A 13,632-nucleotide genomic window follows, 5' to 3' on the forward strand; every position below is an offset into this window, starting at 1 on the left:
GTGGGAGCGGCCTTGTGCCGCGAATGGGGCGCAAAGTGCCCCAAAATCACCCTGCCATACCCATTCCCAGCGCGTGGCCTTTGCCTATAATGATGCCAGCCTGAACCCGGCAATGACTGCCGTGTCCAAGGCATCACCACGCACCAAGGGAACCCCGCGCAATGGCGTATTACCGTACTCCCCACGATGTGACGGCCCTGCCCGCCTGGCAGGCGCTTCAGCAACACCGCGACGCCATGCAAGGCTTCAGCATGCGCGAAGCCTTCGCCGCCGATGCCCAACGCTTCGACCAGTTCTCCCTGAGCTGCTGCGGCCTGTTCCTCGACTACTCGAAAAACCTGATCACCGAACAAAGCCGCGACCTGCTGGTGAACCTGGCCAACGAAGTGGGCCTGCAGGACGCCATCAAGTCGATGTTCAGCGGCGAAATCATCAACGCCTCTGAAGGCCGCCCGGTGCTGCACACTGCCCTGCGCCGGCCCGTGGGCGACAAGCTCAGCGTCAACGGCGTGAACGTCATGCCGGAAGTACACAAGGTACTCAACCAGATCACCGAACTGGTCGGGCGCATCCACGACGGCCTGTGGCGCGGCTACAGCGAAAAGCCCATCACCGACGTGGTCAACATCGGCATCGGTGGCTCGTTCCTTGGCCCCGAGCTGGTTTCCGAGGCGCTGCTGCCCTACGCCCAGCGTGGCGTACGCTGCCATTACCTGGCCAACATCGACGGCAGCGAGTTCCACGAGCTGTCGGCCAACCTGCGCGCCGAAACCACCCTGTTCATCGTCTCGTCGAAGTCGTTCAACACCCTCGAGACCCTGAAAAACGCCATGGCCGCGCGCACCTGGTACCTGGCCCAGGGCGGCTCGGAAGCCGAGCTGTACCGCCACTTCATCGCGGTTTCCAGCAACAAGGCCGCCGCCGTGGCCTTTGGTATTCGCGAAGAGAACATCTTCCCGATGTGGGACTGGGTGGGTGGGCGCTATTCGCTGTGGTCGGCCATCGGCCTGCCAATCGCCCTGGCCATCGGCACAGCCAACTTCAAGGAACTGCTGTCCGGTGCCCACACCATGGACCAGCACTTCCAGACCGCGCCGTTCGACAAGAACATGCCGGTGCTGCTGGCCCTGCTGGGCGTGTGGTATGGCAACTTCTGGGGCGCGAACAGCCACGCGATCCTGCCGTACGACCACTACCTGCGCAATATCACCAAGCACCTGCAGCAGCTGGACATGGAGTCCAACGGCAAGAGCGTGCTACAGGACGGCACCCCGGTGAAAACCGATACCGGCCCGGTGATCTGGGGCGGGGTCGGCTGTAACGGCCAGCACGCCTACCACCAGTTATTGCACCAGGGCACCCAGCTGATTCCGGCCGACTTCATCGTACCGGTGGTGAGCTTCAACCCGGTGGCCGACCACCACCAGTGGCTGTACGCCAACTGCCTGTCGCAGAGCCAGGCGCTGATGCAGGGCAAGACCCGTGAAGAAGCCGAGGCCGAATTGCGCAGCAAAGGCCTGAACGAAGCGGACATCGCCAAGCTGGCCCCGCACAAGGTGATCCCGGGCAACCGCCCGAGCAACACCTTGGTTGTGGAGCGCATCAGCCCACGCCGCTTGGGCGCACTGGTGGCAATGTACGAGCACAAAGTGTTCGTGCAGAGCGTGATCTGGGGTATCAACGCCTTTGACCAATGGGGTGTGGAACTGGGCAAAGAGCTGGGCAAGGGTGTTTACCAACGCCTGGTCGGCACATTGGAAGACAGCGCCGAAGACGGCTCTACCCAAGGCCTGATCAACTACTTCCGCGGCCGTCACCGCGGTTGATCCAACGCCTGTACGGGCCTCTTCGCGGGTAAACCCGCGAAGAGGTCAGCACAGGTTGAACACCGCTCCCAGCTACACTGTCCTATCGAATAGCCGTTGCAGTCCATCGCCCCTTACAAGAGCAGGACCACCCGCCATGTTCGATATCCACAATTACCCCCAGGCCCTGGCCGTCAGCAAGTCCGCCGCCCTCACCCCCGACGAATACCGCCGCCTCTACCGCCAGTCGGTCGACGACCCTGACACCTTCTGGGCCGAACAAGCCAAACGCCTGGACTGGATCAAGCCCTGGTCGAGCGTGCAGCAATGCGACCTGAACACCGGCGAAGCCCGCTGGTTCGACGGTGCACAACTGAACGTCAGCTACAACTGCATCGACCGTCACCTGGCCCAGCGCAGCGAGCAGACCGCCCTGCTGTGGGAAGGCGACGACCCGAAAGATGCAAAGACCATCACCTACCGCGAACTGCACCGTCAGGTCTGCCGCCTGGCCAACGCACTGAAAGCACGCGGGGTTAAAAAAGGCGACCGGGTATGCATCTACATGCCGATGATCCCCGAGGCTGCCTTCGCCATGCTCGCCTGCACCCGCATCGGTGCCATCCACTCGGTGGTGTTCGGCGGTTTCTCCCCTGACGCCCTGCGTGACCGCATACTCGACGCCGACTGCCGCACGGTGATCACCGCCGACGAAGGCGTGCGGGGGGGCAAGCGCATCCCGCTGAAGCAGAACGTCGACAAGGCCCTGGCCAGCTGCCCGGCAGTCAGCAGTGTATTCGTGGTGCGCCGCACCGGCGGCGATGTCACTTGGGCCGAAGGCCGCGACCTCTGGTACCACGAGGCAACCGACAACGCCGGCGACGAATGCATCCCCGAACCGATGGAGGCCGAAGACCCGCTGTTCATCCTGTACACCTCAGGCAGCACCGGCAAACCCAAGGGCGTGCTGCACACCACCGGCGGGTACCTGTTGCAGGCGACGATGACCTTCAAGGTGGTGTTCGATTACCGCGACGGCGAGGTGTTCTGGTGCACCGCCGACGTCGGCTGGGTCACCGGCCACAGCTACATCGTCTATGGCCCGCTGGCCAATGGCGCAATCTCGCTGATGTTCGAAGGCGTGCCCAACTACCCGGACACCTCGCGCTTCTGGCAAGTGGTGGACAAGCATCAGGTGAACATCTTCTACACCGCCCCAACCGCCCTGCGCGCGTTGATGCGCGAGGGCTCGGCGCCATTGCAGGGTACTTCGCGCAAAAGCCTGCGCCTGCTGGGCAGCGTCGGCGAGCCGATCAACCCCGAAGCCTGGGAATGGTATTTCGAGGAAGTCGGGCAAAAACGCTGCCCCATCGTCGATACCTGGTGGCAGACCGAAACCGGCGGCATCATGCTCACCCCGCTTCCCGGCTCACAGTCACTCAAGCCCGGTTGCGCAACCCAGCCCATGTTCGGCGTGCAACCGGTACTGCTGGACGAAAAAGGCAAGCTGATCGAAGGCCCCGGCGCCGGCCTGCTGGTGATCAAGGCCAGCTGGCCGGGTCAGATCCGCAGCGTCTATGGCGACCACCAGCGCATGGTCGACACCTACTTCAAGCCCATGCCCGGCTACTACTTCACCGGCGACGGTGCCCGCCGCGACGCCGATGGCGACTACTGGATCACCGGGCGTATCGACGATGTGATCAACGTGTCCGGGCACCGCATCGGCACCGCAGAGGTGGAAAGCGCGCTGGTGTTGCATGACAGCGTCGCCGAAGCAGCGGTGGTCGGCTACCCGCACGACCTGAAGGGCCAGGGCGTGTACGCCTTCGTCACGCCCATGAATGGCGTGGCCCCGGACGATGCGCTCAAGGCCGAACTGCTGGCCCTGGTCAGCAAGGAAATCGGCAGTTTCGCCAAGCCCGAGCTGATTCAGTGGGCGCCGGCATTGCCCAAGACCCGCTCAGGCAAGATCATGCGGCGTATACTGCGCAAAATCGCCTGCAACGAGCTGGAGAACCTGGGCGATACCTCGACCCTGGCCGACCCCAGCGTGGTACAGGGCCTGATTGATAAACGCCTCAACCAGTAACCGGCGGCCACTGTCCATGGCCGCCCTGAACCACAGGTCGCCATGGAAGCCCTTCGCCGCCGCATCGAAACCCAGGTCATGAGCCTCACCGGGCTGGCCCTCGGCCAGCTCGACCTGGAATCGCCCAAGGGCGACCCCGGCCTGTTCGGCCCGCACAGCATCAGCTGGCGGGTACATGGCGACTTCCCGAGCATGCTGGTCGGCGGCATCAGTGCGCTGATGCTGCAGCTGTTGCACCCGCTGGCCCTGGCCGGTGTGTGGGACCACTCAAACTTTCGTGAAGACCTGCTCGGCCGCCTGCGCCGCACCAGCCAGTTCATTTCCGGTACCACCTTTGGTGCTACCGGCGATGCCGAGTGGCTGATCGACAAGGTGCGCACCATTCACCTGCAGGTCACCGGCACAGCACCGGACGGCCGCCCCTATGCCGCCAGCGACCCGGACCTGCTGACCTGGGTGCATGTGGCGGAGGTGAGCAGTTTCCTCGCCGCCCACCTGCGTTACCGCAACCCGCACCTGCCGCGCGCCGAGCAGGATGCTTACTACAACGAAATCGCCCTGATCGCCGAACGCCTTGGCGCCCGTGACGTGCCACGTTCCTGCCAGCAAGTCGAAGACTACCTGCAACGCATGCGTGCGCAGCTGCACTGCGATACGCGCAGCCATGAGGTGATACAGATCCTGCTCGACGCCCCTGCCCCCAGCCGCCTGGCACAGCCGGTAGGCAAGCTGATGCTGCACGCCGGCATCGACCTGCTGCCCGGCTGGGCCCAGGCCATGCTCGGCCTGCAGCACAGCCCCTTGCAACAGCGCCTGATCCGCCTGGGCCTGAAACGCACCGCGCCTGTGCTGCGCTGGGCAATGCGCGACGGCTCGGCGCATCGGGCCAAGCGGCGCATGGGCATCGAGTGAGGGCAAATGGTCGCCCCTGCGGAACTGATTTAACGTGCCATACTCCAAGCACTCCTGCTTAGACAGACGAAGCGACACATGTACAAAGGATTGACTCGCGCCGCTGGCGCAATCGTGGCCCTCGTAGCCCTCTACAGCCTGCTCGGCTTTCTCGTTCTTCCCGGTGTCGCGCTGCGCATCGCCAACCAGCAGTTGGTCCAGTACGCGACCGTGCCGGCCCACCTCGAGCGGATCGAACTCAACCCCTTCAGCCTCGAGCTGACGCTATGGGGTCTGCAGCTTGGCGAGCCGGGCAAGGAGCAAGTCGGTTTCGAGCGGTTGTACGCCAACCTCTCGCTCGACAGCCTGTGGACCAAAGCCCTGCATGTGGAAGCGGTGGAACTCGACAAGCCACGCAACGAGGTACTGTTCGCCAAGGACGGTACCCTCAACCTGACCCGGTTGTTCAAGCTGCCCGCCGGTGAGGCCAAACCCGACGAGCCGCCCAGTGACCCGTTCCCACTGCGCATTGGCAGCATCAAGTTAGTCGATGGCTACCTGCACTTCGAGGACCTGCGCCCCAGCGAGCCGATCGAGTTCCTCTACGACAACATGAACCTGGAGCTGAAAAACCTCAGCACCCTGCCCAACGACAATGCCGACATGACGCTGGTGGCCAACGGCCCCAACGGTGGCCGTGTCGACTGGAAAGGCACCTTGAGCCTGTCGCCGATTGCCTCCGAAGGCACCCTGAAAGTCACCGACGCGAAGATGAAGCTGTTCTGGCCCTACGTGCGCGATGCCGTGCCACTGGTGCTGGAAGACGGCGTGGTCAGCCTCGATACGCATTACAAGCTCAACCTCGCCAAACAGACCGAACTGCTGCTGGATAACGTGTCCGTACGCATTGCGCCGTTCGCCATCAAAGCCCCGGATGGCCGCCCATTGGCGCGCTTGGCCAGCCTGGAAGTGAGCGAAACCTCCATCGACCTGGTCAAGCAACGGGTGACCGTGGGCAAGATCCGCAGCGAAAAACTGGAAACCTGGGCGGCGCTGGAAAAAGACGGCCAGCTCGACTGGCAGAAGCTGTTCGCCAGCCAACCGGCCAAGGCCACACCGAAGGAAAAAGCCGAGCCTGCCGCCGCCGAGCCTACAGCTGAAGAGAAAGCCGCCAACGAACCAGGCAAACCTTGGCAAGTGCTGCTCAAGGATGTGCAACTGCGCAACTACCTGGTGCACCTGGCAGATCGCAGTCAGAAAGATCCGGTAGCCTTGGACATTGGTCCCCTCAACGCCGACCTGCAAGGTTTCGACAGCCTCAACCAGACGCCCTTCACGCTCAAGCTCGATACCGGCGTAGGCAGGCAAGGCAAGCTGCAGGCGTCCGGCCAGGTTAACCTGGCGCCAATATGGGCCAAGCTGGATGTGAGCACCCGCGACATTGACCTGCGTGTGGCCCAGGCCTACATCAACCCGTTCATCCTGCTGGAGCTGCGCAGCGGCATGCTCGCCAGCGACCTCAAGGTCGACCTGAAGAACACCGCGCCATTGGCCTTCACCGTAACCGGCAAGGCGCAAGTCAACCAGTTGCATACCCTCGACACCATCAAGAGCCGCGACTTCGTCAAATGGCAGCAGGTGAATGTCGACGGCTTGTCCTACGTGCACGGCGACGCCCTGTCGATCGACAAGGTGACCCTGCTGCAACCCTATGCGCGTTTCATCATCAACGAAGACCGCACCACCAACGTCAATGACCTGCTGATCCCACAACCGGCCGGCGCTCCGGCGAGCAGCCAGGCCAAGCCGGCCTCGGCCAGCAGCGACAAACCACTGGGCATCCACATCGGCCAGATCGACATCAATGACGGCTCGGCCAACTTTGCCGACCTGTCGCTTACCCCCAACTTCGCCACCGCCGTCCAGCAGCTCAACGGCCAGATCGGCACCATCGACAACCGCAAGCCGCTGCCGGCCAAGGTCGATATCAAGGGCAAGGTCGACCGCTACGCACCGGTTACCATCAAGGGTGCCCTCAACCCGTTCAACCCGCTTGCCAGCCTGGACATCGCCACCAGCTTCAAGCGCGTCGAGCTGACCACGTTGACGCCCTACTCCGGCAAATTTGCCGGTTTCCGTATCCGCAAGGGCCGGCTAAACCTCGACCTGCACTACCTGATTACCAACGGCCAGCTCAAGGCCGAGAACAAGGTAGTGGTGGAGCAGCTGCAGCTGGGCGAAAAAGTCGACAGCCCGGACGCCGTCGACCTGCCGATCCGCCTGGCGGTGGCACTGCTGAAGGATACCGAGGGCAAAATCTCGATCGAACTGCCTGTGACGGGCGACCTCAACAACCCACAGTTCAGCGTGATGCCGATTGTGTGGCAAACCCTGCGCAACCTGGTGCTGCGCGCGGCACAGGCGCCGTTCAAGTTCATTGGTGGGTTGGTTACCGGCGGTGGCTCGGAAGACTTGGGTAACGTGGCCTTTGCCCCGGGCTCCAGCGAACTCACCGGCGATGCCCAGTCGTCACTGGACAAGCTGGCGTCGGCGCTGAAAGAGCGCCCGGAGCTGCGCCTGGAAATCGAAGGCACCAGCGCCCAGGCCAGCGACGGCCCGCTGATCGCCCAGCAGCGCCTGGAGCGTGAATACCAGGCCACCTGGTACAAGATCCTCCAGCGCCGCGGTGACAAAGTGCCGGCCAATGCGTCGATGCTGGTAGTCGACGACAGCGACAAGCCAGCAATGCTGGAAGGCATCTACCGCACGCGCCTGAAACAGCAACCGCCTGCCGAATGGGAGCAACTGGCCCGCGACGAACGCACCACCAAGCTACGCGAAGCAGTGATCAAGTCGTGGGCCGAAAGCACCGCCCTGCTGCGTACACTGGGCCAGGAGCGGGCCAGCAGTATCAAGGATTACCTGGTGGACAAGGGCAAGCTGGAAGATGACCGGGTGTATTTCATCGATACCAGCCTGGGCCAGCCTGAGAGCGATGGCCGGGTGGTGACGCCGATGCACCTGGATGCCGAATAGTCGTTTAGACTGACACTTACCCTTGTAGGAGCAGCCTTGTGCTGCGAAGAGGCCAGAGCTGGTAAAGCATTTGGTATCTGCCTGTTCCGGCCTCTTCGCAGCACAAGGCTGCTCCTACAAGGGGATGTGGTTGCCTACTAGACCAACCGCTGCCCCGACACCGCCGGGTGATACAGCGGCTGCACCTTGTTCCCCGCCGGGTCCAGCAAGTGGAAGCTGCGCGCCCCGTCACCATGGTTGAACGGCCGGTCGAGCAAGGTCACGCCATGGGCCTTGAAGTATTGATACCAGGCCTCCAGCTCCTCCACGCTGTCCACAATGAACCCATAGTGGTCCAGTGTCTGCAGCCCGTTCGCCGCCCCCGCCCCACGCCCCAGCGAAAGGTTGTCGTTGCCGCAGGTGAGGTACACCAGGTCTTCGTTGGCGCGGTTCAGCACTTCCATGCCCAGCACGTCGACGTAGAAGCGTTCGCACTCCTCAAGGTTGGGTACCAGCAGGGCAATATGGCGCAGGCCATTCAGGCGGCCGGGACGTGCAGGCAATTCAGACATTGGTGAGGCTCCATTTTTGTATACAATTCATAATCGAATTTAAAACAAAAGGAGCGACTTGTGTATAGCCTGTTCATCAAGACCCGTGTAAAGCCCGGTTGTGCGAAGGAGTTTCTGGCAGCGATCAAGGTCAATGCCGCCGCGTCCGTTGCCAGCGAGCCCGGCTGCCTGGTGTTCGATGTGTCGCAGGACCGGGTCGACCCGGAGCTGATCTACCTGTACGAAATCTACCGCGACGATGCCGCGTATGAAGCCCATACCCAGACCGCGCACTTTCGCGACAGCCGCCCACTGGTAGAACCGCTGATCCTGGAGCAGGAATGCTTCGAGAGCGATGTAATCGCCCGCAACCCGGTGTACTGAGCGCCAAAAGCAAAGCCCCGGCACAGGGCCAGGGCTTCGGTAGAGGTGGCCAAATCCTTATGGCCGACGGGACATCCCTTATTCGGACTTCAGGCCATCAGCCGACACGGCCTGAACGCCTTTGATTTTCTTGGCGATGGCGACTGCCATCTCTTTCTGTGAATCGGTAATGGCAACATCGGACGACAGCGACACTACGCCTTTGTTGGTTTCAACCTTGATGTCGCTGCCTGGCACGCCTTTCTCGGTCATCAGGTCAGCTTTGACCTTAGTGGTGATCCAGGTATCAGAGGTAGCTTCCTTGGCTTGGGTCACCTCACCGGCCGCCAGCGTCATGGGGGCCTGGGTGGACTGTTGGGCAAATGCCGCGTTAGCCATGGTCAGGGTCAGAGCGGTAGCAGTAGCGGCAGCAATGGCGAACTTCTTCATGTGGGTCACTCCTGTTTTTTCGAAAGGTCTGCGCCTGTGTCCTGGCGGCAGGTATGAAGGTAGTTGCATGTGCTGTGCCAGCTTTGAGACTTCTATTTAACCCTTATAAATCAATTGGTTAGCACACAGCCATCATTTGCGTGATCGTGCATTTTGCAATCAGCGCGGTAAACCTGCATGCAAGATGCAAGTCCGCAAAAGGTTCCCGCCACCCATGAAAAAAGGGCCCCGAAGGGCCCTTTTTCTGTTGCGGTGCAGTCGCTTAGACGCCCGAGGCCTTGGCCGCGGCAACATCTTTGATCGACAGCTTGATACGGCCGCGGTTGTCCACGTCCAGTACCAGCACTTCAACTTCCTGGCCTTCTTTCAGGATGTCGGTGACTTTTTCGACGCGAGCATCGCTCAGCATCGAAATGTGCACCAGGCCGTCCTTGCCAGGCAGGATGTTCACGAAGGCGCCGAAGTCGACGATACGCTCAACCTTACCCACGTAGATCTTGCCGATTTCGGCCTCTGCGGTGATGCCCAGGATGCGCTGCTTGGCAGCCTCTGCCGCTTCCTTGGTTTCGCCGAAGATCTTGATCGAGCCGTCGTCTTCGATATCGATCGAAGCCTTGGTCTCTTCACAGATGGCACGGATGGTGGCGCCGCCTTTACCGATGACGTCACGGATCTTGTCGGTGTCGATCTTCATCGCGATCATGGTCGGGGCGTTGGCCGACAGTTCGGTACGCGACTGACCAATGATCTGGTTCATCTGGCCGAGGATGTTCAGGCGCGCTTCCAGGGCTTGGCCCAGGGCGATTTCCATGATCTCTTCGGTGATGCCGTTGATCTTGATGTCCATCTGCAGCGCGGTAACACCTTTGGCGGTACCGGCTACCTTGAAGTCCATGTCGCCCAAGTGGTCTTCGTCACCCAGGATGTCGGTCAGAACGGCAAACTTCTCGCCTTCCTTGACCAGGCCCATGGCGATACCGGCAACCGGCGCCTTCATTGGCACACCAGCGTCCATCAGGGCCAGGGAAGCGCCACAGACCGAAGCCATGGAGCTGGAACCGTTGGATTCGGTGATTTCCGAAACCACGCGGATGGTGTACGGGAACACGTCAGCAGCCGGCAGCATGGCCTGGACCGAGCGACGGGCCAGACGGCCGTGGCCGATTTCGCGACGGCCAGCACCGCCCATACGACCACACTCGCCCACCGAGAACGGCGGGAAGTTGTAGTGCAGCATGAAGGGGTCTTTCTTCTCGCCTTCGAGGGTGTCCAGCAGCTGGGCGTCACGGGCAGTACCCAGGGTCGCAACGACCAGAGCCTGGGTTTCACCACGGGTGAACAGCGCCGAACCGTGGGTCTTCGGCAGAACACCTACTTCGATGTTCAGCGGACGAACGGTCTTGGTGTCGCGGCCGTCGATACGAGGCTTGCCGTTGACGATGTTTTCGCGAACGGTGCGGTATTCGATTTCGCCGAAGATTTCTTTGACTTCGGAAGCCGAAGGCTGGCCTTCTTCACCGGAGAACTTGGCGATGGCCTGGTCACGCAGCTCGCCCAGGCGCGCATAGCGGTCAGCCTTGACGGTGATGGTGTAACCCTGCGAAACCGCTTCGCCGAACTCGGCGCGGATGGCGTTGAACAGCTCGGTGTTGGCAACCGCAGGTTTCCAGTCCCAGGTCGGCTTGCCAGCTTCGGCAGCCAGCTCTTTGACAGCCTGGATAACAGCCTGGAACTCGTCGTGGGCGAACAGTACGGCACCCAGCATCTGGTCTTCGGTCAGCTCTTGAGCTTCCGATTCAACCATCAGCACGGCGTCGGAGGTACCGGCAACGACCATGTCCAGGCTCGAGGCAGCCAGTTGCTCGTAGGTAGGGTTCAGCAGGTAGCCGGTGCTTTCGTGGAAGGCAACGCGGGCGGCGCCGATCGGGCCTTCGAACGGAATACCCGAGATGGCCAGGGCAGCCGAGGTACCGATCATCGCAGCGATGTCCGGGTCGGTCTTCTTGCTGGTGGAAACCACGGTGCAGACGACCTGCACTTCGTTCATGAAGCCTTCCGGGAACAGCGGACGGATCGGACGGTCGATCAGGCGCGAGGTCAGGGTCTCTTTCTCGGAAGGACGGCCTTCACGCTTGAAGAAACCACCTGGGATCTTGCCGGCGGCGTAGGTCTTTTCCTGGTAGTGAACCGACAGCGGGAAGAAACCCTTGCCTGGATCAGCCTGTTTGGCGCCTACCACAGTCACCAGCACGGTGACGTCGTTGTCGACGGTAACCAGCACGGCGCCGGTTGCCTGACGGGCAATACGGCCCGTTTCGAGAGTAACGGTCGACTGACCGAACTGGAATGTCTTGATTACCGGGTTCACGGTTTCCTACCTTTTTCAGTGGCTCTGGGGGAACTGGTTTCTTGCGAATTTGTGGGCAGAACGGGGAATCGGCCCCATTGACCGTCCAGATACAACACGAGGCTGGGAGCCTGGTTGAAGAGCGGAAAACCGCTCCACTTCACCAGGCTGCCAACCTCGGAGATACGCATGGCGTGCCCATAGACAACGCTGCCAGGCAGCGCTGCCACTGCATGAGACACGCCATGCACACCACTGACCAGGCCGCTATTAGCGACGCAGGCCCAGGCGACCGATCAGGGCGCTGTAACGAGTGGTGTCTTTACCCTTCAGGTAGTCCAGCAGCTTACGACGCTGGTTTACCATACGGATCAGGCCACGACGCGAGTGGTGGTCTTTACCGTTGGCCTTGAAGTGGCCTTGCAGCTTGTTGATGTTCGCGGTCAGCAGAGCAACCTGAACTTCCGGGCTACCAGTGTCGCCAGCGGCTTGCTGGAAGTCGGTAACGATTTGAGCTTTTTCTTCAACGCTGAGGGCCATTTGGCTTCTCCTGATAACGGATCCCGCAAGCGGGGTCCAATAGGCCAGGGACAAATCCCTGTATTAATAAAAAAGGTGTGACCGTGCCTACTGACAGCCACCCTTGATTCCGTAGGGTTCGGCCAAAGCCTTACCCCGCGGTTTCGGTCATTCCGACCGAATAAGCCGACGCGGCGCAATACGCCCGTCTTCGCTCACTTCACCGATACCGATGAAGCGCGCATTGTGATCTTGTACCCGGACCATGCCAAACTGTGGCGCGTCCGGCGCGCGTACCGCCTGACCATGCAGCCAGTAGAACGCGCTGTGCTCGGACAGGCTCACCATGGGCCAGTCCTGCAGGCCGCTGTCCGAGGGCATCAGGAAGCGATCGAGCGCTTCGTTACCGCCTTCGGCATGGGCCTGTTCAAGCGCTTCGAGCGTGACCGTTTGTGCCAGCGCGAAAGGCCCGGCCTGGGTCCTGCGCAGCTCGGCGACATAGGCACCGCAACCAAGGGCCTCGCCGATATCCTCCACCAGGGTGCGGATATAGGTGCCTTTGCTGCATCCTACGGTCAACCGTGCACGAGTGCCTTCGCACTCCAGCAACTCCAAGCGGTTAATAGTAACAGAACGCGCCTCGCGCTCCACTACCTCTCCTGCACGTGCCAGCTTGTACAACGGCTGGCCGTCACGCTTGAGCGCCGAGTACATCGGCGGTATCTGGCTGATCGGGCCACGAAAACGTGGCAGCACCGCTTCGATGTCGGCACGACCAACGGTCACTTCGCGGGTCTGCAGCACCTCACCTTCAGCATCGCCGGTGTTGGTAGTCTGCCCCATCTGCATGACGGTTTCGTAGCCCTTGTCGGAATCGAGCAGGTACTGCGAAAACTTGGTCGCCTCGCCGAAGCACAGCGGCAGCACGCCGGTTGCCAACGGGTCGAGGCTACCGGTGTGACCGGCCTTTTCCGCGTTGAGCAGCCAGCGCACCTTTTGCAGGGCGGCGTTGGACGTGAAGCCCAGAGGCTTGTCGAGCAGGATGATGCCGCTGACATTGCGGCGGATACGTTTGACCTGGGCCACCGCTTACTCCTTGGTGTCCAGCTCGTCGGTATCCTTGTGCAGGCGGTCTTCGGCCACTGCACGCTCGATCAGCGCCGACAGGTGCACACCGCGGCTGACGCTTTCATCGAAGTGGAAGTGCAACTGCGGCACGCTGCGCAGCTGCATCGAGCGGCCCAGGTGCAGACGCAGGAAGCTGGCAGCACTGTTCAGTGCCTTCAACGACTGCTTCACGGCGTCTGGCGTTTCCTCGCCCATGACGGTGATGAACACCTTGGCATGGCCCAGGTCACGGCTGACGTCCACGGCGGTGATGGTGACCAGACCGACACGTGGATCCTTGACTTCGCGACGGATCAGCTCGGCCAGCTCGCGCTGCATCTGATCGCCGATACGTTGGGTACGGCTGTATTCTTTGGCCATTCTTGCTACCTGTAACTTAAAGCGGCAAACGCCCGGTCAGACGAATGCCTGACCGGGCGCTACCTGAAGAGGTGCCGCAAACCGCCCTGTAGCGGGCGTTTGCGGCTAGCT

The 13,632-nt window shown here is 61.6% G+C and carries 11 protein-coding genes; 5 read left to right on the top strand and 6 right to left on the bottom strand.

The features are described from left to right. Positions 1-161 precede the first annotated feature (161 nt). From pgi to MRBLPB4O_RS24205, 4 genes are all read left to right on the top strand, one after another. A complete protein-coding gene (pgi, locus tag MRBLPB4O_RS24190) occupies positions 162-1,826 on the top strand; it encodes a glucose-6-phosphate isomerase (RefSeq protein ID WP_169725164.1) in 1,665 nt (554 codons plus the stop codon). Positions 1,827-1,962: 136 nt separating this feature from the next. After that, a complete protein-coding gene (acs, locus tag MRBLPB4O_RS24195; protein ID WP_341796817.1) occupies positions 1,963-3,897 on the top strand; it encodes an acetate--CoA ligase in 1,935 nt (644 codons plus the stop codon). 42 nt (positions 3,898-3,939) lie between these two features. Continuing rightward, positions 3,940-4,809: an oxygenase MpaB family protein gene (locus MRBLPB4O_RS24200; RefSeq protein ID WP_341796818.1), complete on the top strand. Its 870-nt coding sequence runs from the start codon at positions 3,940-3,942 to the stop codon at positions 4,807-4,809. Between the two features lie 78 nt (positions 4,810-4,887). Then, positions 4,888-7,824, top strand: coding sequence for a DUF748 domain-containing protein (locus MRBLPB4O_RS24205; protein ID WP_341796819.1), 2,937 nt, complete (start codon positions 4,888-4,890; stop codon positions 7,822-7,824). Positions 7,825-7,961: 137 nt separating this feature from the next. On the opposite strand, the gene MRBLPB4O_RS24210 is transcribed toward MRBLPB4O_RS24205, so the two are convergent. Further along, positions 7,962-8,375: a VOC family protein gene (locus MRBLPB4O_RS24210; RefSeq protein WP_010955354.1), complete on the bottom strand. Its 414-nt coding sequence runs from the start codon at positions 8,373-8,375 to the stop codon at positions 7,962-7,964. A 60-nt stretch (positions 8,376-8,435) separates the two neighbouring features. Here MRBLPB4O_RS24210 and MRBLPB4O_RS24215 point away from each other — a divergent pair, with 60 nt between their 5' ends. Next, complete coding sequence (locus MRBLPB4O_RS24215; RefSeq protein ID WP_049277401.1) at positions 8,436-8,738, top strand: putative quinol monooxygenase; 303 nt, start codon at positions 8,436-8,438, stop codon at positions 8,736-8,738. Positions 8,739-8,816: 78 nt separating this feature from the next. On the opposite strand, the gene MRBLPB4O_RS24220 is transcribed toward MRBLPB4O_RS24215, so the two are convergent. The 5 genes from MRBLPB4O_RS24220 to rbfA all read right to left on the bottom strand — a co-directional run bounded on the left by MRBLPB4O_RS24220 (position 8,817) and on the right by rbfA (position 13,521). Continuing rightward, on the bottom strand, positions 8,817-9,167 hold the full coding sequence (locus tag MRBLPB4O_RS24220; protein WP_063422843.1) for a BON domain-containing protein: 351 nt from the start codon (positions 9,165-9,167) through the stop codon (positions 8,817-8,819). Positions 9,168-9,429: 262 nt separating this feature from the next. Then, the gene (pnp, locus tag MRBLPB4O_RS24225; protein ID WP_341796820.1) at positions 9,430-11,535 is read right to left on the bottom strand and encodes a polyribonucleotide nucleotidyltransferase; all 2,106 of its coding nucleotides are present in this window, start codon (positions 11,533-11,535) and stop codon (positions 9,430-9,432) included. Between the two features lie 249 nt (positions 11,536-11,784). Next, positions 11,785-12,054: a 30S ribosomal protein S15 gene (gene rpsO / locus MRBLPB4O_RS24230; RefSeq protein ID WP_012274241.1), complete on the bottom strand. Its 270-nt coding sequence runs from the start codon at positions 12,052-12,054 to the stop codon at positions 11,785-11,787. 147 nt (positions 12,055-12,201) lie between these two features. Next, a complete protein-coding gene (gene truB / locus MRBLPB4O_RS24235) occupies positions 12,202-13,119 on the bottom strand; it encodes a tRNA pseudouridine(55) synthase TruB (protein ID WP_016501634.1) in 918 nt (305 codons plus the stop codon). A 3-nt stretch (positions 13,120-13,122) separates the two neighbouring features. Then, positions 13,123-13,521, bottom strand: a complete 399-nt coding sequence (rbfA, locus tag MRBLPB4O_RS24240) for a 30S ribosome-binding factor RbfA (protein ID WP_016489165.1) — start codon at positions 13,519-13,521, stop codon at positions 13,123-13,125. Between the last annotated feature and the right edge of the window lie 111 nt (positions 13,522-13,632).

This window comes from Pseudomonas sp. LPB4.O (assembly GCF_038383825.1).
Taxonomy (GTDB): domain Bacteria; phylum Pseudomonadota; class Gammaproteobacteria; order Pseudomonadales; family Pseudomonadaceae; genus Aquipseudomonas; species Aquipseudomonas putida.

Bases quoted from the DNA above. Each gene is read 5' to 3' on its own strand.
- MRBLPB4O_RS24205 (WP_341796819.1), top strand. From the start codon at position 4,888: ATGTACAAAGGATTGACTCGCGCCGCTGGCGCAATCGTGGCCCTCGTA.
- rpsO (WP_012274241.1), bottom strand. From the start codon at position 12,054: ATGGCCCTCAGCGTTGAAGAAAAAGCTCAAATCGTTACCGACTTCCAG.
- pgi (WP_169725164.1), top strand. From the start codon at position 162: ATGGCGTATTACCGTACTCCCCACGATGTGACGGCCCTGCCCGCCTGG.
- rbfA (WP_016489165.1), bottom strand. From the start codon at position 13,521: ATGGCCAAAGAATACAGCCGTACCCAACGTATCGGCGATCAGATGCAG.
- MRBLPB4O_RS24220 (WP_063422843.1), bottom strand. From the start codon at position 9,167: ATGAAGAAGTTCGCCATTGCTGCCGCTACTGCTACCGCTCTGACCCTG.
- MRBLPB4O_RS24210 (WP_010955354.1), bottom strand. From the start codon at position 8,375: ATGTCTGAATTGCCTGCACGTCCCGGCCGCCTGAATGGCCTGCGCCAT.
- acs (WP_341796817.1), top strand. From the start codon at position 1,963: ATGTTCGATATCCACAATTACCCCCAGGCCCTGGCCGTCAGCAAGTCC.
- MRBLPB4O_RS24200 (WP_341796818.1), top strand. From the start codon at position 3,940: ATGGAAGCCCTTCGCCGCCGCATCGAAACCCAGGTCATGAGCCTCACC.